Below are 22,791 nucleotides of genomic sequence, written 5' to 3'. Positions count from 1 at the left end.
GAGTAAGTTTTATTAGCCGTAGGTACCTGTTATTTCTAAGGCTGCTAAAAAGTGAAATCGCCGAAAAGTGTACCGCTTTGGAAGGGAGCCTGGCTCTGGCCAGTACGCTGATCCACCGTGTTGGTTACGTTCATCAGAAACTCGGTCAGCCGCGTGCCCCGTTGCAGGTGCTGCCGGACCGCGTCGGCAAATACGCCGGCGTTGGTAGCCACCCGGCCCGGTTGCGTAGCATAAAACACCATCACATTGCGCGGTGGAGCCGCCCCTACGATTTTGAAGGCTCGGTAGTCGCCGTCGCCCAGGTCGCGGTTGCGGCCCTCGAAGGGGTTGTTGCGGCAGGCATCCAGCATCACCAGCGACAAACGGGCCTGGCTACGCCCCAGCCGGGCCAGCAAATAGTCCAGCGAGAGGGCTTCCACCTCGGCCCGCTCGTCGCGTTCGAGTTTAGCTTCGGTGGGGATGAGGTAGTTGTGCCCCCCGAACTCCATGCCGTGTCCAGCATAATAGACAGCAACCATATCGGCCTGGCGCGCTTTGTCGGCAAAGTCGAAGACGGTTGTTTCCAGCTCGCTTTTGGATTTAAGGTCGTAGGCGGTAGTAACGGTAAAACCCAGTTCAGTGAACCGGCGGGCCATGGTTTCGGCATCACTACGGGGCTGACGAGCCAGAGAGGAGACATAGCGGTAGCTGGAGTTGCCGATCACCAGAGCATAGCGCTTGCCCGCTGAGGAAGTAGAAGGCGGAACGGACGGTGTCACCACTGTAGACGTGGCACACTGCTGGGCTTTCTGTTTATCTTGAAGGTGGTAGTTTAAACTATTATCTAAGCCCTCCCCCTGGCGGAAAAACTCCAGTGCTTCCTGGCAGCGGTTGAGGGCCACCAGCGCCTGACCCTTGTTCAGATAGGATTTGGCAAACTTGGAGTCTAAGCGAATGGCTTCATCATAATCATAGATCGCCGGCTGGTACTGGCCTAAATTGTGCTTGGCCCAGCCCCGGTTGTTGTAGGCATAGGCATTCTTAGGGTCTAAGCGAATAGCTTCATCATAATCATAGATCGCCTGCTGGTACTGGCCTAAGTTGTGCTTGGCCCAGCCCCGGTTGTTGTAGGCATAGGCATACGTAGGGTCTAAGCGAATAGCTTCATCGTAGTCATTAATCGCCTGCTGGTACTGGCCTAAGTTGTACTTGGTCAAGCCCCGGTTGTTGTAGGCATAGGCATACGTAGGGTCTAAGCGAATAGCTTCATCAAAATCATAGATCGCCGGCTGGTACTGGCCTAAGTTGTACTTGGTATTGCCCCGGTTGTTGTAGGCAGCCGCATACGTAGGGTCTAAGCGAATAGCTTCTGTATAGCAGCGAATCTGTTCGTTGTAGTCGGTAGCGGCATAGCCTTTATTAAACCATTCAGAGGCCGTGGTCTGGGCAAAGCTGGCACTGGTGAGCAACACCAGTGCCAGCAGGGTGAGTACTTGTTTCATACCAATTGTAATTCATTTTTTTCTATTGCGTGGGGTCTGTCAAACAGTATGCATAGGGGGTAAAATGGGTTAGATCATTATAGCGTACCCAGGTATAGCCCTGCTGGCCCCAGCCGGTGCCCCAGGAGTTAGCCAGCAGGAACGAGCCGCCGTTTTTATTGTCGTCATAGCCCACTACTACCAATGCGTGACCACCCACTGCGTTCTGTAGGTTCTCTTCTGAAGCAGGCTTCCAAAATTCGCCCGCTTGCATGAATGACCTGGGTATCATCATGCCAATGACCAATGCGTTGTTTGTTTCAACCAGAGCCTGTTTCATCCGGTAGATACGTTCATCGGCAGGGATCTTGTCGGCAGGTAATTGCCAGGAGTTACCGATGCGGTACTGGGCTGCCCGCTCGTGGTAAGGCGCTACATTGACGTTGCAGTCGGCATTGGGCAAGTCCGTTGCCAGAACAGCCCCCCGGTCCTGCACCAGGAGCAAGGCATCACTGGGCCTGGCCCCATTCTGGCAGTTTGTATCGGTACTCGCTTTAATTTGGGCATAGATGTACGTAGGCGAAAACCGTAGTGCATCAATAGCCTCCTGCTGCCCCGCCAGCTTCTGCCGCCGGGCTTCCATGATGGTGCGCGCGTAGCATACCGCCCAGGCAACATCCGTGCCGGTCTCGCCCTGATCGCCGATGGTGGGCATGTATGCTCTGAGTGAGAAGCTGGTGGGCAGCAACCCTTTCAGCCTGCCCTCTCTTGGCCAGATGGATATAGACCGAGAGGGCCGGTAAGCAGACGAACCGTAATAATCCTTGGGCAATTCGCACATAACGTCGCTCGTGCGGTAGGAGCCGTGCAGTTGCGGATGCTGATCGGTACCATACGCCTTTTCAGTGACGTAACGCATTGCCTCGCCCACGGTAACCTCCCGGTTTCGATCGTAATCGGCCGAGCCGGCCAGTGCCTCCAGCAACCTGTTGGTAAACCGCCCTCCCTTGGGTGTCATATCCGAGAAAGAAAGTTCGTCGGGATACGAACTGGCCAGTATGTGCAAGCTCTTTCTGGATGACTTGGGAAGCAATTGGGGCTTTACCCACGCGCCGGCGTAGCAGGCATCGATCCAAACCTGTACCTGCCCGGCGTTTGAAGACGCCAGCAACTCGTTTATTTCCCCGAGCGAAAGCTCGCCCGGTTGTGAAACCTGTTTGGCTCGCAACACAATGAAGGAATCGGCCTTTGCTACCAGGTGGCGCGTTTGCCCGGTGCGGGCTTCGGCAATGGGGCCGCTATAGTCGTTGAGCAGCAGTTGCCCGCTCGCCAGCCCCCGGCCCGAATAATACAGCACCACTTTGTCGTCCGAATCCGCTTCTTTAAACGCTTTTTGCAGGGCTTTCCGGACGTTATCGTTCGTGGCCTGCTCGTTGAGCAAAGTAACAATCTGGTCGGGATTGAAAATTACGCCCATAGTTTGCTTTTCCAGAAACTTTCGCACATTGGCCAGATCTTCAGCAGCCATAACGGGCGGAACATCTTTATAGGCAGCGATCTTATCGACACCAACCAATACGGCATAGACTTTGGATACCGCCACGCCTTTGGGCGACTCAGCCCAGGCGGCTACGGTAAGCAGCAGCAGGCCCCCAAACAGGAAGCAATGAAATTTTTGCATGGTAGAAGTAGTGAAAAAGTGAAACATGAGCAGCTTAAGGGTAATTAGCCGGGTTAGAATCAGGACAGTTCAGGAAGCAGCGTTCGCAAGTTGCCCCCAGCATCGAAGCCACTTACCAGGCCATTGGTATCGAGCACGGCGAACACCCCTTCGGCCAGTTCGTGAATGGCCTCATACTGAATCGGGATTATTTCTTCGCCCTTTTCGTTCACGAAACCCCACTTGCCCGCTTTCTCCAGAAGCCAGCCGGTTTTAACCTGCGTATCGTTCCAGTTGGTAAAGTCAAAATCAGTGATGAACTGGTGGTTGAGCGTAACGATGGCCCAGTGGTCGTCGCGCTGCACTAAAATTGCGTTGTTTCTGAACCCGGTGCAATCGTCATACATACAGGGAATGACCTCCGCACCCTGCTCATTCAGCAGGCCATACAGGTTGCTCCGCCCCACCAGAAACATATTGAGACCATCGTAGGCCGAATTAGCGTTGATGTGGTCATACTGAGCCGGGCAAATTGGTTGCCCGTTCAGCCGCAGCAGCCCCCATAGTTCAGATTCGTCCTGGTAGGCGGCAAACCCCGATTCGTTAAACTCAGTGCAGGCGGCATACTGGCAGGTAATCACTTCATCGGCCCGCCGATTGATGAATCCTACTTTACCCTCCCGAACCACCCGAATCAGCGGATCAGCCGACTCAAATTCGATAGCCTCATACCGGGGCTCTACTACCTCCCGGCCCTGCTCATTCAGAAAGCCCCACTGGCCATCGAACTGCACAGCAATGAGGCCGTGGAAAAAGACCACGAACGAGTCGTACATGGGTGGCCAAACGGGATCGTAGTTTTCGTTGTTCAGGGCAAAGCCCCACTGATCCCTAATCCGGACGGCCACTAAGAATTTATTAATTGGCTGTACCTGCCCATCGATTTCATCGTTAGTGGTGTTGTCAGTTGTCATTTCAGGTTTGAATGATGAGTTTTATGGTGTTTATAATCGGCATTGGGCATTCCTTATCAGTATGTTGGGGGCGATCAGTTACTGAATCTGGGCGACAACGCGGAAGCCGCAGTGGCCGCCCCGGCCGCTGGGGGTGTCATCACCCCGAAACGTGACCTCGCACGCTGGCGAGAGCCAGTTACCTCCACGGACAACCCGCGTCTTGCCACTGGTTGAACCTGTGGGGTTCAAAGCTGAGCTGTGGGTGTAGTAGTCTGCTTGATATCTGTCTTGGCACCACTCCGATACGTTTCCGCCCATGTCATGCAAACCCAAAGTGTTGGGCTTAAATTGACCCACTGGCGCTGTGAAAACATATCCATCCCTTGAGCTAAAATATACGAAAGGCATACGGAAGTGCTCATCTGCCGTTTTGTCAAATACATTTTCACCCTGCCCATCAATTGGCAAATCATTGCCCCAGCTATACCTGTTATGGTTAGCTCCGCCCCCTGCCGCAAACTCCCACTCCGCTTCGGTAGGCAAGCGGTATACCTTCCCAGTAACATCACTTAACCACTTACAATATGCTATGGCATCGTTGTAGCTAACGTGAAGTACGGGATGCGCATATTCACTGCGATTCCGCTCTTTGCCCTCCGGATCACAAAGCCAGTTTACCCCATTTTTCTTGGTCAGCGTTGAGTCTGTAAAAGGCCAAACGTGGCTCCAGCCTTCTCTTTCAGCATCAGTCTGATAGTGTGTTGCCCGGATGAATGCAGCAAACTCTGCCACAGTCACCTCATATTTGCCCATCCAGAAGTCGCTAACCGTAACTGAATGCACCGGCTTCTCGTCAGAAGCGCCTGTCTGACTGCCCATTTGGAACATTCCACCTTTTATGTATAGCATTTGTGGTCCAAAAGGTAAATCAGTATTTGGCGTAGAGCCACTGTCTTTCCGCACAAACACAAACTCGCCCCGTAACTTGTCATAACGCCCCGGCGACTGTTTGCCGTTGCTGCGGGTCTCCACGTCCGAATCGGTCTTGTCCAGAATGGCCCGAATGCTCCAGTTAGGCCGGGTCAGATAGTGCAGCAAAGCCTCTGTAAACAGCCCGTTGCGCCCCTCTATGTTGTCGTCGGCCGTACTACCTTCTTCCGTCGCGTACACCACCATGCTCCCGCGCGGGTTGTTGGTGGGCTTTACCAGGCCCGCCCCGGCCATTGGATCACGCGAGGCATCGTTGCAGGCACGCAGGTTTGGCAGGCTGCGGCAGGCATCCAGAAACACAAAACTGTTGCGCACATTACGGGAACTAATATCGAACAGCAGCCGGTCGAGCGACACACCGTTAGCTTCCACCTGTTCCAAGCACGTTAGCTCGGCATCAATGGGCATCAGATACGCCTTACCTTTGTAGCTGACGCCATGGCCCGAGTAGTACACCAACGCGATGGTTTCGTCGGTAAGCTGGTTCCGGAATTTCTCAAGGGCAGTCACCAGGGCGCGGTAATCGGCATTGGTAACCGTAGTGACGGCAAAGCCGAGAGTTTGCAGGGCTTTAGTCATGTCGGTGGCATCGTTGAGGGGATTCTTTAGGGGTCGCACAAAGCGGTAGTCTTTGTTGCCCACCACTAAGGCCAACCGCCGTTCGGTGCCCGCCGGCGCGGTGCCTCCCACAATCTTGATGCTTTTAGACTGGGCTAGAGCGGAGGTGGACAGCAGCACTATCAGCCAGTACAAGTAGTTTGTCTTCATTGTTTCAGTATTGTGTGGGTACGTTACGGCAATGCATCCAAGTTTTCTGAATGTACCAGATCACGGATATGGCGGCCGGCCAAAGGTCCAATCATCACCGACACACTCGGCCACAAGAGGCTTATTGGTAATTAGTTTAAGGAATTACTTACGGTCAATAATCGGAGTGTTATTATTGGTATAGTGAGTAGTGCCTATGTATTTTCTATATGATATGCCAATTCAACAAGTTTACGCAGAGTTACTTTCTGATGCAATAGTTCAGCCGGCCAATGGCCGGCTGATTTTCTGAACGGTAAAATTACTTAGGCATTACTGATAGATGTACCTTCACCACTTTGCATAGCGGTCTCAGTAGCAGTCGCCGACATAGTTGTTATCGCCCGCCACAGCGTAGCCGCTGTTATACCACTGCTGTTTGGCGTACTGACGGGCCGCTTCCACTTCGGTCTGCGCAAAGGGTCCTACCAGCCGGTACTGCCCGTAACCGTTGTTCTGGGCGTAGTTGGCAATCCTCTGATAGAGCGTGTTCTCCTGACAATCGGCAAAGAAGGCGGTGGAAAACTGGGCCTGCGCTGGCTTGTTGTTAAACACGACGGCATAGTAGTAACCCCGACCAGAGGCCACTGAAGGGTGAGTTGGTACAGCCGGACGAGCGGCTACAAGCAAAGCAAAGGCAAACAGGCAGAAGAGCGTTTTCATGATATTGTGTTTGTTTCAGTTCTGCCGGTTTATAGTGGATAGGGTGAAAAGATTATCAGATCGATTGTATTTTTTTCAGCTAAAGCCATTGCTTAGTAAAAACGGGTTAACTGCTTATAAAAATAGGATCGGATGCATTCCTACCGCGACTGGGCAACAAGGCGGAAGCCGACATAGTTGTTCCGAAGGCTGGGTATGTCGGGATTACGATGCGCAACCCGGCAGTACGCCGAATTGAAGTACCAGCTACCCCCGCGCAAAACACGCGTCCAACCGCTGCTAGGCCCACTAGGATCTGTTTGCGCTTCCTGGGTGTAAGGGCCGTACCAATCGGCGCACCACTCCCACACGTTGCCACTCAGATCATGCAAACCCAACCCGTTAGGCGAAAAGCTGCCCACCCGCACGGTCTTTCCCCGGTACTCACCCGCTACGGAATAAGCTTTCTTGTCCGCAGTAATGCCATAAAAATTGGCCCCCGCCGGATTAAGTATATCCTCACCATTGCCAAACCGGCTGCGCTTGGCAATGGCACCGCCCCCGGCCGCATACTCCCACTCGGCTTCTGTTGGCAGCCGGTAGTGCAAACTACCAGAGGCACGAGCGTTGAGCTTTTGCAAAAACACCTTTACATCTTCCCAGGATACGTTCTCCACCGGGCAGTCAGGACATTCTTTATGCTCAGATGGGTTGCTGCCCATCACAGCCTCCCATTGCCGCTGGGTGACCTCGTACTTGCCCATTAGAAACGAACTCACCGTGACCGTATGCACAGGACGCTCATTGCTATCGCCTTCCCCCCGCGTATCGCCCATCTGAAAGGTGCCCCCCGGCACGTACTCCAAATCCGCAAAGGGTAGATCGAGGTACTTACTGGACCAATTAGTGGTGGTAGTCGGGCGGCTGGGGGTGGACTCGGCTACTTGTGAGGTTGTCGGATTGAGCACGGGAGTAGACAAAGGACGATCCTCAGGCTTCAGCACAAACACAAACTGGTCGTCGAGTTCGTTGGCCATGCTGGGGTCCTGTTGGTTACCAGTGGCCGCTTTGACGCCCTTGCGGGTTTCGTAGAAGATCTTATCCAATGTCCAATTGGGCTGCACAATGTTTTTTAGCAACTCCTGCGTAAAGTACCCGTTGCGACCTTTAACATTTTCTAATGAGAGGTTGCCCGAGCGGGTGGCAAACATGGTGAATGTCCCGGCAGGGTTGTTGGCAGGTAACGTTAAACCCGTAGGCAGACCAGTACTCCTCCCTAACGGCAAATTGCGGCAAGCATCGGAAATAACAATGCTGGTACGTATACCGCCATCGGCAAAAGCCTGATAAACCCGTTTCAGCGACAAGCCGTAAGTAGCTACGTCACTGCGGTATTCCAAAGGAGGCATGTCGGTGGGCAGCAGGTAATTGTCACCTTGGTATTCGGCTCCGTGTCCGGAATAGTAGAACAAAGCTACCTGGTAGCCTTTCAGCCGCTGAGGAAGACCCGCTAACAGGCGATCCAGCGAGCGTCGGTCCAAATCCCGACGCAGTTCGAAAATCTCAAAGCCCAACTTATCAAGGGCTTCTTTCATATCATCGGCATCGTTGTAGACTTTTTTCAGGTCCATCATATCCTGCTGGTAATCCTGATTGGCAATAATGATGGCAGCCCGCCGTTCGGTGCCTGCTGGAGCGGTGCCCCCGACGATTTTTATACTTTTTTGGGCCATTCCGGTAGTGGCTACCAGCAGTCCCAACCAGACTAAGTACTTTGTCATACGATGCAACATCGACATGTGATAATCAACAGCTTGACGGAGTGAACCAAATTATTGAAAATTGTGATTCACTCCGTCCGGTCCTGAAAAAACTGTTCAGATATTAGAACCGACAGCTCCGGTTGCCGGCGCGTCATCAGCCGAAACCCTGGCGGCATTACCTTCTTTGCGGAGAATAAAGTAGATGCAGTTGCTGCGAACGCCGTTACTCTGGGTCATATACACCTTTACTTTAAAATATGAATACTGACCAAAGCGGGCGCAGAAGGTAGGCGAACTAACCAAACCACTAGCCGATTTGAGCGTACCGGCGTTGACCGTATAGGGGGCGTTTAGTACCGGCTCTACATCCTGAAACGTCAGAGTCGCTTTTGAATCCAGATTAAATTTAGGGTCACGGTAGTCGAAACTGACCACCCAGGAGCTGCCGCCCGAACAGTTGTTGACACCGGTTTGCTTCGCCGTAGCCGAGATCAGCCGCACACTAGTTTCGTTGATAAGCGGTGTAGGGTCAATGCGGGCATTGCGGTCTGCAATATTGCCGTTGACGATATACTCGAAGTGAAGGTGCGGAGCGTTGCCGGTACCCGAACTCCCGGACACGGCAATCAGGTCGTTCTCCTTTACCTTACCCGACGTTTTCCGGAGCTCACTGAGGTGGGCATACAGCGTAGCAAACCGCTGTCCACTGGCATTGGTATGTTCAATCACGATATAATTCCCCCAGCCAGTTACGTTACCCTTGTTATCGCGCTGAGTCGTGGCAATTTTGATTTCACCATCGGCAGCCGCAAAAACCGGAATGTTACTGGCCCGGAAGTCGGCACCCAGGTGCGGACGAATGATTGGATTTCCCTCATCGTCTTTCAGGGTAGGGTGTGTGCGTTGCGGGTTAAATGGATCAGTTTGCACGCAGGTTTGCAGAGGGCAGCTAATGAACACCCCATTGCACTCTTCGCCGGCAACCCGTGCCCCTTTGTTCTGGCCCGGTACCAGACCAATAGTTAGTACCGCTTCGTATCGCTTCCCGTTATTCTGGTAGTCGAAGTAATAATTGGGTAAATCAACTTCCAGTGTCTTGCTCACTGCATTATAGCGGGAGGGCACCACATCGAAATTCAGCATCGCTTCGGCGGAAACCGATTGATTCAGTAGGGCAAATACCTCCAGCGCCAGACCCGGCTTCGTGGCGTTGGATAATGATTGAGGCACATTAAGCCGAACCGTAACAGTTCGCTGGGGCCGTTTGCTATCGGATGCCACTTTGATATAGTAATCAGCCCGCTTTTCGACCCCATATAATGGCTTGGTTAGGCCGTCGAATAAACTGTTGAGGTCGGCATTGTTTTCAGTTTTGGTGACAGCTACGGTAGTCTCGGATTTAAACGTACCATTTGAAAATAGGACTGTAGCGGTCTGGTCGATGCTGATGGTTCCGCCTTGTATTCCTATGTTTTTTGTCTGGTCGGGTTTTTCGGCGGGTTCCGGGTCGTTTTCAATAAACCGGCACGATAGCGCCAGTGCGGTGATCAGGACATAGCTTAGCGATAATTTAAAAAGCTTGTTCATGTGTCAGGTTATTTATCCGTGGTTGATGTGAACGGGTTCACCGGTAAATAGCCTGTTCCTGATATACCTTATCAGTGGAAACAGATGATTTTACTGATCCAGGTTTGTGAGAAGGCGTTGCGCTTGCGATTGATAGAGCTCGGTTGGCTCGGCAGTAAGACGTTGTAAGAGTGGCCGGGCTTTGGCTGGCTGGTTATTGCGGAGGTAAGCTAAGGCCAGAAACCACTGAGCATTTGCCTGCCAGTCGGGCAGTGCGCAGTCGGTTGCTGGTTGTAAACGGGTAATGGCTTGCCTGATTTTGCCCTGGCGGAGCAGTTGAATACCGGCCAGAATAGCGGCCGTATCTTCCGGGATCCGCAGCCTTGCCTCCATCACCGAACGGGGTGCTGCAAACCGGGGTTTATCAGCGGGTTCTTCAGGGTTATGTCGTACAGTTGGTTTAAAGTTTTCTTTGAATAACTGCGCATAGCGCGTGTCGGCCTGGTTTTTACGTCTTGGCTGGGATGAGGGGAGGGTTTGAGCCGGAGGCTGAATAGGTTCAGGCGAGCTTAAGCCCGGACTGATAACTGCATCGGTATCAGGTAGGTTTGGCTCCGGCTCCTGTTTGGTAACCTCGTTGGTAGGGCTATTATCATTCTGAAGATAAAAATACCAGCCAAATCCAAGTGCGAGTACTACGCAGGCCGCCGTTGCTATATAACCCCAGTTTATTTTTCGGACGACAGGTTCGACGGCTATTTCACCCTGGTTGTTTGCCGGCTCAAGCTTTGGAGGTTGCCAGAGGTGCCCCTGGTGCTGCAGTTCTTTGTGTATTTCGTCAAGCAGCGTCTTGTTTCTACTAATCTGGTATGCTGCTTTTATCTGGCGCTGAATTTCTACTTCGGTGCGCAGGTCTTCATCCAGTTCCATCTGTTTTACAAATTGTTGCCGTTCAGGCTCGTCCATACGGCCGGCCAGGTAACGGTGTATACGATCAAATATGGTTTCATCAAGTTCCATGTACGTATGTCTGTAGGGGGTGCTCCTATTGATAGATATTTTCCGTTAAACCTTATTAGTAGAGCTACCGGAAACCGGTAAAAGGTTAAAGGTGCTTAGGCTTTTAAATAGCGCTCGCGCAGGTATTTAGCACATTTGAAGCGTTTAACGGCGGCCGAATCTTCGGTCATGCCCAAACGGGCGGCAATTTCGCGTAGTGGGAGTTCTTCTACGTAAAACCAGTGAAGCATATTCTGACAATCTTCCCGTAATTGCGAAATGGCTTTTTTTAACCGGGTAACCCATTCCAGCCGTTCCTGCTCATCATACTGTTCATCAGGTAGCAAGCTAATGGTATCATCGTAGACGTCATCGTCATTATCGTCCTTGTCACTCGTCGGTCGGTTAAGATCAAGCGACACCTCCTTACGCTGCTGCCGTTTATCGATGTAGTTGTGCCATTGATTATAGCATACACGATACAGATAACTGGTGATTCGGGTGTCGGCCTGAAATACAAACTCACCAGTGCGTATTTTGTGCAGGAAAATGGCCAGGCAATCGTTCAGGACATCCAGCGCTTCATCATAACTGCCTCCTTTCTGGCAGGCTAGGGGGATAAACTGGTTATGAACACGAAGGTACAGGCAATTAAAAGCCTGTCGCTGCTCAGCAAGAAGCGCCTGGTAAAAAGCCGGTTCGTTGCCCTGAAATGGAAGACATATTTCTTCGGAGGGTAGTTTGATGGAGTTCACAATGTGTTTCGTGCTGTAAATGTTTGCCTTCGATAACGGTCTGAAAATGACGTTGATGCTTAAAATTTCAATTCTAATTAATGAGTAAATAAACGAACCCAATGCCACTGGTTACCTACCCGGACCTCAGCATGTCCATTATGAATTGTGCGAACATCGTCGTACTGACAAGCAAGTATTTCTCTTCCTTTGTTATCCAGCAGGCCCCAACGACCATTTCGGCGGACTGGCGTTTCAACCATGCCAAATACCAATCGACTCTCCTCATCGATGCGACGAATGTCCTCGTATTGACAGGGGGCAATTTCCTGTCCATAATCATTTACCAGCCCCCATTTGCCCTGGCGACATACTAACCAGCTTCGCCAGTGGTAGTCTTCTATCGCATCATACCCTAACGTTGGTATCTGCTTGCCTTTTGGGGTGATAAAATACCATAGCTGACCCAGTCTAACGGGGGCCACATATCCCTGGGGAGCAAAGAAACCAGCCTCATCGTAACGGTAAGGAACGACCAAAAAGCCCTGACTATTGGCAAAGCCCCATCGACCGTTACTATAAACCGGATGTAAGGCTGATCTCACTATTCAGGCAGTTAAACGATTATAAACAACGCTATGCGGGTGGCCTCACCGCATTAAAGAGTAAGTGAATAGAAATCTGAGGCAAATTAGCGAAGAGAGCAAACCGTGTCAATACTGTTTTTTCTCCATCAGTATACCAAGCCTTAAATTATTTCCATTTACTCTCCATTATTTTGAATGAGGGGTATATAAGACTTATTTTTAAGACCTTCTAACTCAGCACGATAAATGTGCGTTAATTCTTATCATTTTTCTAATGCACATAGCTAATAAATCATTGTTATACAAGAAGCTGATTTAACCGGGCGTAAAACAAGCCCCCGCTTGGATCTAAATCGACTATCTAAAGTTTAGGCAGTCGGCAAACGAGGATCAACAGGGTATGGTACAATCCGAATCACATGACAGGCAGCCCGTAGTGGATGAAGCGGATCGATAATCACGTTCCGCGATGGAGAAAGCGGTACGACGGCTGAAGGAACCGCCAGCGCCAGTGTATTGTGCTGACTGAACTGATCTTCAGCGAACTGAGGCAGCCCTTCCGGAGTAACGTACGGATCATCCCAGCCATTCGGTAATTGATGGGCCTCCAGGTATGTAATTGATCCGGCTGGAATAGCGATTTCACACAGGATCAACGGAGGCAGTTCGGCCAATGGGGTACCATTCAGGTGTACCATGTACTCCAGAAAACAAAGTTCCGGAGTAGTGGCCGTATACACCATCGGTCGGCCTTTGACATTCCAGCGGCCACCGCGCAGACGGGCACCAATGCCGTCGAGAATCGTCTCGCGGTGCGCATCGGTTTGAATTCGGTAAAGCAGGATGGGTTCTTCGGTAACGGCCATTAGCTAAACACCCCGTATTCAATACGGCCCAGAATATCTTCCACCAGTTGAATACCCGTGGTGCTGTCGAGCAAATCCAGCGGTGAGCGGTCGGCCAGTAGCCTCAGCGGCCGGCGCAACCAGCGGGTAAATTTACCCTGATCCTGAAAAACGGTAGCGCCGTATATAGCTAAGCGGGCGAGCAACAGCAGGCGCTCGGAGGTAGCTGCGTCCAAGCGTTGTAGTTTAGCCTGCCGATGAAAGGTGGCCACTGATTGGTTTAGCAAGCGAGCCATATCTTTGTCGGATACGTCCAATAATCCGGCAACCCGGCCGGCTTCGGTGCCGATGAGTCCCTGCCGGGAGCGGTCAATAAGTTGAAGGGGACTCAGCTTTCCCACATTTTGTAAAGCAGATGCCGGTTGAGTAGCCATAGGTAAAGCACAGGTTAAAACAGGCTCATTTGATTGCAATATAACACGCTTATGCAACAGTTTGTGCCCGTATTGCTACTGCTTCTTAATATACAGCGCTGTCTTACCTATTTCAATACGTTGGGAATAGGTCTCTAACTCCCGGTCAATTAATTTATTATCGTAGGGAACGGGTCGGCTAATGAGTTTAGTATCCACAAAGACGATATTCATTCGTTCGTTAACGCGGTCATCTACTCGTTGTGTATGCTTCAGCAGGTGCTCATTGGCAGTAGCCGTTTTCGTTTGTTCATCATCTTCAAAATAGCGGTAGGAACAGTACCAGTACCGGTAATAATGGTGATAATTGGATAAGCAGAACTGGTATTGATCCGGCTTGCGCAGAACAGCGCGGAAAAGCTCATCTATTTGCTGCAACTCCTGTTGCTGGCTACGGCTCAGCGGCTGAAGAAACGACCGGTTGAAGAGCTCTTCACGGTATTCTTTTAGATACTGTAAGGCATTTTCCTGGCTCACTTGTCGGTCAATGCTGTACTTATGCTTAACAAAGAAGGTTAGGGAAATTGCTGGCCGGTCATAGTTGACTAATTTTAAATTTTTGTATGGCTGGCCGGGCCGGTGGTAGGGTTTGAACAGGTCCATATGCTGGACAGGCACGAAATAAATTTCGAGTTCTGGGTCAGTCGGCAGTGCACTAACCTGATGAGTAAAGGGCTCCAGTTTAATCTGGCAGCTTAAAACCACCTGCCGGAGTGCTGGCAATGGAGCCTGATCGGTGCGTTTGGCAGTTCTGGCCATGGCATAGTATATAATTTTAGGTGAACACTTATTTCCCTTAAAGGTAAATTTCCCCTTCAACATCTTCAAAATCCTTTTTTGAAAATTTTATTCCGGTTCTCAAACACTAGTAGACAGATCAAATCAATGGTAAAATTTTTAGTTCTCTGAATTGAAAATTGTAGATTGTACAATTCTGAAATTGGATATAAGTACCTAATTTTTAGTAAGTTACAAATAGTTTGGAGCTGTAAAAGCAACGTAAAACCTACAATGAGCAACGTTTAACCTATTTGGCGCAACAGATCCCCTATTTACCGGCAACGGCTTTTCTATTTTTAAGCCAGTAAAAGCAACGTAAACCCTACTCAAGGCAACGTAGGCCCTACTAAGTGCAACGTATCCCCTATTCTTATCCACAGCCTGATTTTACTAAAGGCAACGTAGCCTCTACTACTGCACTGACCTAAAGCAACATAAGTCCTAAATGTGATTTGCCGTTTTTTATGTCTAAAGGCAACGTAAACTCTACTTAATCCAGCCGTTCAGCATTGACAAAAGCAACGTAAACCCTACTTTTTAAAACGCGTCATCACTTATAACGGCAACGTAAACCCTACTTCAACCCAATAATGTACTTGCAGTAAAGGCAACGTTTGACCTACAATTCAGAACACTGGCTTGTGTTAAAGCAACGTATGCCCTATTTTCCAGCAGTTCGCAGGCAAAGGCAACGTAAACCCTAAAAATTTATAGTGAGAATTTACTCTGGCATCTGAAAACCTATGAACTGCAAGTTACATTGGGAGTGACTACCGAGTTTTAACCGCTGTTTAGCAATTCACTTGGCTTAAAGCAACGTTTTTTCTACAACGAACCGGTCGATTACGATAGTAAGCAACGTAGCTATTTTATACGTTGCATTTTGTGGAGCACTTTTGTACCTTGTCGAGGTATTCAGACTAATCCCTGCATGGAATTACTGCCGCAAATTAAGGAACCGCTAACCCTGCTCTTGGCCCGTCATGAATTTACCCTGATGGAGCGACGCATCTATTGGGCTGTGCTGAAAGCGCTTAAAAACGATCAGACCACGAGCAAAGAGATTGCCAAGTTTGAGGCCAATAAAGAGTTCCGCATTCACATTTCCGAACTCTTTGCGACGGATACAAACCCAAGTATCTCAGATCTTAAGAAAGCGGCCGAACGGATCACCTCCAGGCGGATCGTGTTTGAGGAGGCAGAGAATGACAGCTTCAGTTACATTGTTCCGTTTCCTTTTGTCAAATACCAGCGGGGCTACATCCACATCGTCATGCTGGCCAACGTGGTGCCTTATTTTATCAACCTGAGCCGAGGGTATAGCCAGTATCAATTAAAAGCAGCTATCTCGCTGACCAGTGAGTACGCTCAATTGCTTTACCCACGCCTATGCCGATTTCTGGATACCGGTTTCTGGCGGATTGAGGTAGACGAATTGCGTCAACTGCTACAGGCGGAGAAGTATCCCCGGTATTCAAATTTTAAACAACGGGTGCTGGATGTGTCGCTGAATGAAATTAACACCCGCACGGATATAACCGTAGGATTTGAAGAAGGCAAGGAAGGCAAAGCTGTTCGTTGGCTCACCTTCTCGATCCGGAAAAAACACGAGCGGGAAGACGAATACCGATCCTTCCTGGATGAGGTGAATACCGCTCTAAATCAGACACTGGAACGGCGCAGGGCGTTTGTGATTCAGGTTCTGCCCAATTACAACTTTACCCCTAGTCAGCAACAACAGATCCTGGATGATGAGGAAAAGCTGAACCGATTCATCCGGGCCGAAAGTTACGTGGCTCAGGGTGTAGGGGATATAAAAGACCCAACCGCCTACATCGCTTCCAGTGTATTTGGCTACACCAAAAAAGGTAAGAAGGTTAAGTAAGCTCTGTTGTAATGCAGTTAAAGAATGGGAGATTAGGCCTTGGTTCTTTTTTTAGCTGGCTTACTTTCCTGAAGAAGTGCCATTACCATCTTCTTAAAATCATCAAATTCTGACCGGAATCCGCTCTCCGCATCCAGCTTTTGCTGAAGTGCCGTCAGCCGCTCTTTCAATTGAACGTTTTCCCTCCGGCTTTGCTCCAACTGAGCGTTCAGATCTTTTTCCTTTACTAACCACTGCTGTTTCTCATTTGCTGCCTGGTTCACCGTTTCGGTAAGTTGATGAATTTGCTGGTGAGCCTCATCCCGACTCGCTTCCACCTCCAGTAGTTGAGCAGCCAAACGGTCTATCTGTTCCTGTTTCTCGGTTTGCAGGGTTTTCGCATTACCAACTTCATTATTTAAATCCTGTATCAGCTTTCCAAACATCAAGCCTAGTTCCTTATACGAATAGGTGTGAATGGCCTGCGTGGTCGTGAAGCGTCCCTGTGCCAGGGCTTGTTCATCGTCGTCCAAAACAATCAATTGGAGATTGTTGAGTTCCGGGTACTCGCGAACTTTGAGCTTATTGGCCGATACCAGTTGTGAGATACGACTCTCACTTATGGACTCTCCCTTAGTTTTCTGTACAAAATCTATGTACTCTTTACGAGTCAGTTCTTTGGTTGTGTCAATACTGATAATAGCCATATCCAGAATCTGTTTATTTCCTAACCAAGAATAATTAAACTTGAGTAAATATTAAAGTTTAGTTTATAAAGTAAATTTTACTTTATAAACTAAACTTTAATTCAATTGGATAATGGATAGCCCACACTAATTTTAACCTTACCTTCTTTCTCTATTTGCCGAAGGTATTTCATAGTCCGTCGGAAATTGCTCTTGTTTTGGTAGGAGACTAAATCGGCAAGGGTCCACATGGCGGCAAATGGCCAGCCAATGATTGTGAGTTGCAGGAAGAGGCCAACTAACGCAGCAAAAGGACGAGCCCTTAGTATAAAAGACAGGAACGGAAACAGAAGGGATAACAGTCTCATGGCTTTCTCACAGATACAAATCCTGATGTTCCAACCAAACATGGAGCATCAGAAATAGTCTGTCAAGTATACTATAAGAACCAGTCTACTGTGTTCAACCTGTGGCTGAAATGGTCAAAATATAGCAAAGGTACCCCCGTTTTTTAACACCTCTGCTAAAATTGTCAGCTTGCAGTCAGTTTTACTTCACTTACAATTTAGCGGAATACCTAACTGGCGAAGAGTCGATTGATACTGCATGCAGTTCATTTTTCTGTTCTTAACTACATACGCCCGTAGCTCCTTACGGGTATACGAGTCTTCAAGATTCAGATTATTGTCAGCGCAGAAATGGGCATACTCTTCCACTGAGATACCTCGCTGCCTTGCAAACTGCTGGTTGATGGTTACCTCATCGCTCTGCTTCCGCTTAAGTTCATCGGCCCGCCAATTTGCAATCGCGGCTTGAGGGGTAAGACCGTGCTGGACGATGTTGCGGTATTGTACACAGTAATCCCAGGGCTCCTCCCCTAACATCCGGCGGTAGATCATAACATCACCAATGCGCCGGATTTCCTCTACTGTAAACCGTTGATTAACCTGAATACGACTCAATTCGGGTGGTAATTCCTGCTTCGGTAGTCGGTGGACTCTGGCAATAGCATACACCAGCCACTGGTCCTGCCAGGATCGAACCGGTACTAAATGCGCCCGTTGACCAGATTTCACCTGGATAAATTCAGCATAACGTTCTACTCCTTTACCGTTCGTATCATTCCTCGAAGCAGACTCAGTTTGTCGCTGTATAATATAGTAGTCGCCGTAGCGGGTGTATTGGTCCATGTTCCCTTTTTTCTCGAATTCTGCAGGGAACAGGTACGTACCTGTTTGAACAATGGACAGACCAGACGGCATTTCGGAAAATGAGGGCATGGCTAAAAAGATAAGTCCCAGCCCGTAAAACTACAAAAAGACTGGTATCCTTCAGGGGATAACCTTCCCTGTCCATCCAGATAAAGGGGGCACCTTTGCTATATTCTTTACCAACACGTTGCCAGATTTTGCAAAGAATCCCATATTCCGGTTTACCGGAGCCACTAGTTACTTTACCACATGAATAAACTATTTAGATTGCGAAAATCAAACTTGCTGTACCAGGTGCGAAACCGATGGATTTGGCAAGTTGCGTTAATAATAAGTGTTCTATGGGGATGCCGAAAAGAACCAGATCTGGAGCCCAGTTTGGTAACCGGTAGCTGGCAAATAACCTCCATTACAGCCTCGCCGGCGGTCACCACCTCCCTGGGTGATGTTACTGACGTTTTATCCATTTACCAGCAGGTGGTTAGCCCAACCTGCATTGCGGAAACGCAACTTACCTTTTCTGCCGATAAACGCGCGACCCGACTATCCCCAACCTCCTGTTCGTCGGCCGACAAAGTGTTTTCCTGGAAAGCGGGTACCTGGACCGTTAAGCGTAACGAACTGGTACTAACCATTGATAACGATCAACCAGGTAAATACTTCGGTACGTTGACCTACACTGATGTGAGCGTCGACGGTAATACGATGACCTGGAAGAACCGAATTGATGCCGGTGACTTTGATAACAAACCGCATGTATTTACCATAAAGCTGACCCGGATTCGATGAAAAACATGAGTCATCCCGAATTTTCGGGGGAGTCACAACCAAAGAAAAACCTTCCGAACTTAGTGGTGTCAACTACTAACTAACCGGAAGGTTTTCTTATGTCTATAGACACTCTAAAAGTCGGTATCGGCTCCCAGGATGTCAAGCGGCAAGCTACTTATTTTCACCAACACCTCCAGACTTTTCTCCTGCCGCTCTGCCAACGCTTAGATCAGCTCCTGGATCGCCGACTGGTTCGCACCTTTGAAGCCTTGCTCAGTTGTGTTGTGCGCTTCCGCCATAACAGCCTGGGTTTACTGCTTAGCGAATTAGGTGGTAAATTGCTGGGTGGCCAACATGCCCCGGCTGGCACCAAGCGCATTAGTAACTTACTCCGGAGTAAAGCCTGGAGTCATGAGTTGATTGGTGAGTTTCTACTGGAGAAAGCACAAGCCCTGGCCCAGCACCTGCAAGACCAGCAGCAGATAGGCGTTTTGCTCTGGGATGACAGTGTCATCGAGAAAGCGGAAAGCCTGCGCAGTGAAGGCTTGTGTGCGGTGCGTAGCAGCAAGGCCAGACGGCTCAAGCGCATCAAACCCGGCTTTTACAATCCACCCGGTGGCCGACCCATCTGCGTGCCGGGCTTTGAGTGGATGGGGCTGTTGCTGGCTGGGCTGAAAACGCATCCCAGTGTGGCTTTTTTCAAGTGGTACACCACCCGAGGCCCCCATGCGCAGAACCGCATCAGCTTACAGAATAAGCTCCTACAGCAAGCCATCAAAGCCTTTGGTACTTCGCTATGGCATGTCTTTGATCGGGGCTACGCCGGTAAGCGCTGGCTAGGTGAGTTGTTCACCCAGCAAGTGGGCTTTGTGCTCCGCTGGCCCAAACGCTATGAGTTAGTAGATGCAAAAGGTCGCCGGAGTTGTTGGCAAATCGCTCGGGGTAAACCTACTCAGGTCCGCCGAAAGCTGTGGGATGCTCATCAGCACTGTTGGCGAGAAGCCAAGGCGCTGGCACTGTCGGTAAGTCATCCTGACTTCCCACAACACCCATTGTGGCTGGTGGTCTCGCGGATTGGCCGGGGCAGGGAGCCCTGGTACTTACTAACCAATCAGCCTTGTGAAAAGGCTGATCAAGTTTGGTCCGTGGTGCTGGCCTATGGCCGGCGTTGGCAAATCGAAGCGTGTTGGCGCTACTCCAAGAGTGAACTAGCCATTCAGTCACCTCGGCTATGGTGGTGGGAAAACCGGCTGAAGTTGATGATGATGGTAGCGGTGGTATACGCATTTCTGTTGCAGTTGCTGAATCCCGAGCAGGACCAGTACCGATTGGCGATACTGCGAGCCTGGTGCCATCGAACAGGCAAGCGGTACCAGCAAACGCTGACACCGCTCTACCGCTTACGAGCCGCCTTAGCGGAGTTGTTAACAACTTACCAGATCATCCTTCAAAATTCGGGATGACTCATGTTTCAACCTGTCAGTTTAGCGTTAAGGCTACCAATCGATGCAGGGCGGCTTCATCAGCTTTGAACCGCTCGCTAATGGTCAGACTGGAATCACCCTGGTGCAGCGCATAGTTAACGGCGTTATAGACCAGCCACAGGGTAGGCTCAGATTTCAGCAACCGTTCTTCATACTGCATACGCTCTAGCGCCAGTTTGGCCAGCATTTTTGGCAGTTTAGTAGCAGCCAGGACAGTTTCTACCCGATGATCTTCCAGCGATGTCTGGGCCAACCGCTCATACACCTGTGCTGTCAGGCTTCCCTCGTGGGTTAGGAAAGCCCGGATGGTTTGTTTCAGGTAGGTGGTCAGCCAGTCCAGTTCCAGATGCTTGTGTGTAAAGCGGCCTTCTACCACCATTTCCTTATCCGTTTCAGTGTGGACCACTTCCTCAATGGACGTTCGCTCATCCCGAGCATCTTCATATTTCTTCGGTTTCCCGGCAATCAGCCAATTTAGGTACTCATCCATACTCAAGAACGAATCGACCCAACCCATAAGTCCATTGGAGCATACTTTGCGGTAATAGCTGACGCGCACCCGGCTTTCTCGTCGGGTGCGGGTATTGACCGTCATCCCCTGAATGGTAAAGGGCGTTTTACCCGTATATGAATTATTAAAGATAAGGTTCTTATGAAGCCGCTCCCCTCCTACCTGAATTATATCCGGCAGGATAATATTAATGTTATACTCACCTTTGTGCGAAGCGCGGATATTCATCTCATAACGGGTTATCTCCTGCTCGACTACCGACCGGATGAGGGCATTGGGTACTATGCTGTAATCTTCACTCTGGACGGCAAACACCCCTTTGGCACCATTGGGCAGATCGCCTACCACAATGCGCCGGCGGTCCGAGGCTAGCACCTGAAAATCATTCGGTAAATAATCACATAAACGCTCCGCCCGCACCGGAAAACAGATGGTATCCCAGGATGAAGAAGTAGTCAGGGTATTTGAAGTTGTTGTCATGACTAAGCTGGTTAATTAGGATTTTGAATTGAGAATTGCAACTGGAGAAAAAGCTGCACCCTTTAACCAGAAAGCCATGGCGAAACAAGACGATATAAAAGAGACGATAACAGGGCTACACGCCCGTGAGGCAACCGAAGCAGAAACATACTTTTAGTGGCCTTAACACCGCCACCCGCATTGTTGAATTACACTATAAAGATAAGGATTAATTATGCATCAATCAAGAATAAGGCATTGAATTACAGAAGTTTATAACACCCTTCTTCCCTTAAGCAGACATTAAAATAATGAACATAATTGAACAGGACTAGTGCCTTACAGAAGGGGAAATCCAGTCTCTTCCAACACGGCAGAAAACCGCTGAACTACCTCTGGAAGTGATAATTTACAGGTAAACGGCTGCTGCGTTGGCCACGTACTCACATAATGCTTTAGAAAGAGGGGAGTTAGCCGTTCAATGGTTGCCGGATGCCTAAAAAGGTACCAGCATATCTGGCGAGTGGTTTCCAGGCTACCCACTTGTAACCCACCCCATTGAAATTCTAAACCTATAGTGGAATCGTAAGCGCTGAAAAGCCTGGTATCATTTACCCATAGTTCGTTAGCGTTTGATTCGCCACCCACAATCCCTTTAATAGTGACAGTCGTTTTCAAGAGTGTGAAGACGGCCGCAACCTCCATTTTCTCTGCCTCCTCAATGATGGCGTTAAATTCAGACTGAGGAATAGGGTACCATTCAGGTTCATAAAATTGAATCGTACCGGAAATATATTTCCAGGATTCAAACTTAACCCAATCCGTTGTTTGCTCGCGGTTGCCGTGCCGGTACTGCTCAATAAAGCGCATCGTTTCCGGGTTAAGCGTAAAGCGTTGACAAACCAAGGCCGCTATTGTTTCCACTTCGTTAGTGACGCTGGTACCCTCACCGATGTCAGTCAGCACAACTAATTGTGACACCCGGTACAGATCCACACGGCAACGGCTCGGATGAACTTTATACCCTAAAAAGGAAAGCCAATGCACCTCCGCCGATGGACTCAGCTCAAAAGAACCCGGAGAGGCCTCAGAAACAAGTATAGCGCTACTGTCCGAAACAGTTTTTTCCTCCTTAACTGATTCGCTGAGGTACTGTTGGTACAATGTCTCCTGCTCCTGAGCCTGCTCAATACGTTCGCGGTTTTCCAGAATAAAATCTGTTACATCTATATCCATCTGAAAAGGCTTCCCTTGCGGCCACCGGGCAACAAAGACTCGTTTAAAGTCCTGGTACAGAACACGGGCAATAAAAGGTTCTTTAAAGATAAACAGGCAGATCGCTAAGGCCGTTTGAGCAGGACCACTGCCGGCATAGCCGTATTCAAACCCGCCGGGGGAGTGATTAGCCACTGCCAGGCTGGGGGCCAGTGGTAGTTCCTGTCCATCCACCCACAATCGAACAGCCTGCTGCTGATATTGCGGTTGTCCTTCAATCAGAAAACACGTTTTATCTATAGCTAAAGGCATGAGTGAAAATCATTCA

20 protein-coding genes are annotated in these 22,791 nt (G+C 49.7%); 3 read left to right on the top strand and 17 right to left on the bottom strand.

Annotated features, from left to right (window positions below):
- Window positions 1-44: 44 nt before the first annotated feature.
- From ABD931_RS26510 to ABD931_RS26450, 13 genes are all read right to left on the bottom strand, one after another.
- Complete coding sequence (locus tag ABD931_RS26510; protein WP_345271057.1) at window positions 45-1,481, bottom strand: tetratricopeptide repeat protein; 1,437 nt, start codon at window positions 1,479-1,481, stop codon at window positions 45-47.
- Between the two features lie 22 nt (window positions 1,482-1,503).
- Entirely contained in the window at window positions 1,504-3,141 is a 1,638-nt protein-coding gene (locus ABD931_RS26505) for a C1 family peptidase (protein ID WP_345271056.1), read from the bottom strand.
- A 59-nt stretch (window positions 3,142-3,200) separates the two neighbouring features.
- Entirely contained in the window at window positions 3,201-4,094 is an 894-nt protein-coding gene (locus ABD931_RS26500; protein ID WP_345271055.1) for a WG repeat-containing protein, read from the bottom strand.
- 78 nt (window positions 4,095-4,172) lie between these two features.
- Window positions 4,173-5,834 carry an SUMF1/EgtB/PvdO family nonheme iron enzyme gene (locus tag ABD931_RS26495; RefSeq protein ID WP_345271054.1) on the bottom strand — a complete coding sequence of 554 codons (1,662 nt, stop codon included), beginning with the start codon at window positions 5,832-5,834 and terminating at the stop codon, window positions 4,173-4,175.
- 351 nt (window positions 5,835-6,185) lie between these two features.
- Window positions 6,186-6,536 (bottom strand): hypothetical protein, encoded by a 351-nt coding sequence (locus tag ABD931_RS26490; protein WP_345271053.1) that lies wholly within the window; start codon window positions 6,534-6,536, stop codon window positions 6,186-6,188.
- 140 nt (window positions 6,537-6,676) lie between these two features.
- A complete protein-coding gene (locus ABD931_RS26485; RefSeq protein ID WP_345271052.1) occupies window positions 6,677-8,296 on the bottom strand; it encodes an SUMF1/EgtB/PvdO family nonheme iron enzyme in 1,620 nt (539 codons plus the stop codon).
- 96 nt (window positions 8,297-8,392) lie between these two features.
- Window positions 8,393-9,865 (bottom strand): M23 family metallopeptidase, encoded by a 1,473-nt coding sequence (locus tag ABD931_RS26480; protein ID WP_345271051.1) that lies wholly within the window; start codon window positions 9,863-9,865, stop codon window positions 8,393-8,395.
- 90 nt (window positions 9,866-9,955) lie between these two features.
- On the bottom strand, window positions 9,956-10,864 hold the full coding sequence (locus ABD931_RS26475) for a hypothetical protein (protein ID WP_345271050.1): 909 nt from the start codon (window positions 10,862-10,864) through the stop codon (window positions 9,956-9,958).
- Between the two features lie 95 nt (window positions 10,865-10,959).
- Window positions 10,960-11,598: an RNA polymerase sigma factor gene (locus ABD931_RS26470; protein ID WP_345271049.1), complete on the bottom strand. Its 639-nt coding sequence runs from the start codon at window positions 11,596-11,598 to the stop codon at window positions 10,960-10,962.
- Window positions 11,599-11,675: 77 nt separating this feature from the next.
- A complete protein-coding gene (locus ABD931_RS26465; protein ID WP_345271048.1) occupies window positions 11,676-12,182 on the bottom strand; it encodes a WG repeat-containing protein in 507 nt (168 codons plus the stop codon).
- Between the two features lie 350 nt (window positions 12,183-12,532).
- Complete coding sequence (locus tag ABD931_RS26460; protein ID WP_345271047.1) at window positions 12,533-13,030, bottom strand: RES family NAD+ phosphorylase; 498 nt, start codon at window positions 13,028-13,030, stop codon at window positions 12,533-12,535.
- Window positions 13,030-13,443, bottom strand: a complete 414-nt coding sequence (locus ABD931_RS26455; protein WP_345271046.1) for an Xre family toxin-antitoxin system antitoxin — start codon at window positions 13,441-13,443, stop codon at window positions 13,030-13,032. Before ABD931_RS26455 ends, ABD931_RS26460 begins: the two co-directional genes overlap by 1 nt.
- A gap of 75 nt (window positions 13,444-13,518) precedes the next feature.
- Window positions 13,519-14,241 carry a hypothetical protein gene (locus ABD931_RS26450; protein WP_345271045.1) on the bottom strand — a complete coding sequence of 241 codons (723 nt, stop codon included), beginning with the start codon at window positions 14,239-14,241 and terminating at the stop codon, window positions 13,519-13,521.
- 952 nt (window positions 14,242-15,193) lie between these two features.
- On the opposite strand from ABD931_RS26450, the gene ABD931_RS26445 reads away from it, so the two are divergent.
- Complete coding sequence (locus ABD931_RS26445) at window positions 15,194-16,147, top strand: replication initiation protein (RefSeq protein ID WP_345271044.1); 954 nt, start codon at window positions 15,194-15,196, stop codon at window positions 16,145-16,147.
- A gap of 32 nt (window positions 16,148-16,179) precedes the next feature.
- Here the strand turns inward: ABD931_RS26445 and ABD931_RS26440 are convergent, their stop codons facing one another.
- The gene (locus tag ABD931_RS26440; protein ID WP_345271043.1) at window positions 16,180-16,833 is read right to left on the bottom strand and encodes a hypothetical protein; all 654 of its coding nucleotides are present in this window, start codon (window positions 16,831-16,833) and stop codon (window positions 16,180-16,182) included.
- A 533-nt stretch (window positions 16,834-17,366) separates the two neighbouring features.
- Window positions 17,367-18,092, bottom strand: coding sequence for a hypothetical protein (locus ABD931_RS26435; RefSeq protein ID WP_345271042.1), 726 nt, complete (start codon window positions 18,090-18,092; stop codon window positions 17,367-17,369).
- A 309-nt stretch (window positions 18,093-18,401) separates the two neighbouring features.
- On the opposite strand from ABD931_RS26435, the gene ABD931_RS26430 reads away from it, so the two are divergent.
- Both ABD931_RS26430 and ABD931_RS26425 read left to right on the top strand, forming a co-directional pair.
- Window positions 18,402-18,812: a lipocalin family protein gene (locus ABD931_RS26430; RefSeq protein ID WP_345271041.1), complete on the top strand. Its 411-nt coding sequence runs from the start codon at window positions 18,402-18,404 to the stop codon at window positions 18,810-18,812.
- Between the two features lie 98 nt (window positions 18,813-18,910).
- Window positions 18,911-20,257, top strand: coding sequence for a transposase (locus tag ABD931_RS26425; RefSeq protein ID WP_345271040.1), 1,347 nt, complete (start codon window positions 18,911-18,913; stop codon window positions 20,255-20,257).
- 16 nt (window positions 20,258-20,273) lie between these two features.
- Here the strand turns inward: ABD931_RS26425 and ABD931_RS26420 are convergent, their stop codons facing one another.
- A complete protein-coding gene (locus ABD931_RS26420; protein WP_345271039.1) occupies window positions 20,274-21,269 on the bottom strand; it encodes a DUF932 domain-containing protein in 996 nt (331 codons plus the stop codon).
- Between the two features lie 318 nt (window positions 21,270-21,587).
- The gene (locus ABD931_RS26415) at window positions 21,588-22,775 is read right to left on the bottom strand and encodes a DUF6166 domain-containing protein (RefSeq protein ID WP_345271038.1); all 1,188 of its coding nucleotides are present in this window, start codon (window positions 22,773-22,775) and stop codon (window positions 21,588-21,590) included.
- Between the last annotated feature and the right edge of the window lie 16 nt (window positions 22,776-22,791).

Origin of the sequence: Nibrella viscosa (genome assembly GCF_039541875.1) — a bacterium.
In the GTDB taxonomy this organism is placed as follows: Bacteria; Bacteroidota; Bacteroidia; order Cytophagales; family Spirosomataceae; genus Nibrella; species Nibrella viscosa.
Note: the sequence above shows the minus strand (reverse complement) of the source record. Positions and strands in the feature narration are given on the sequence as shown.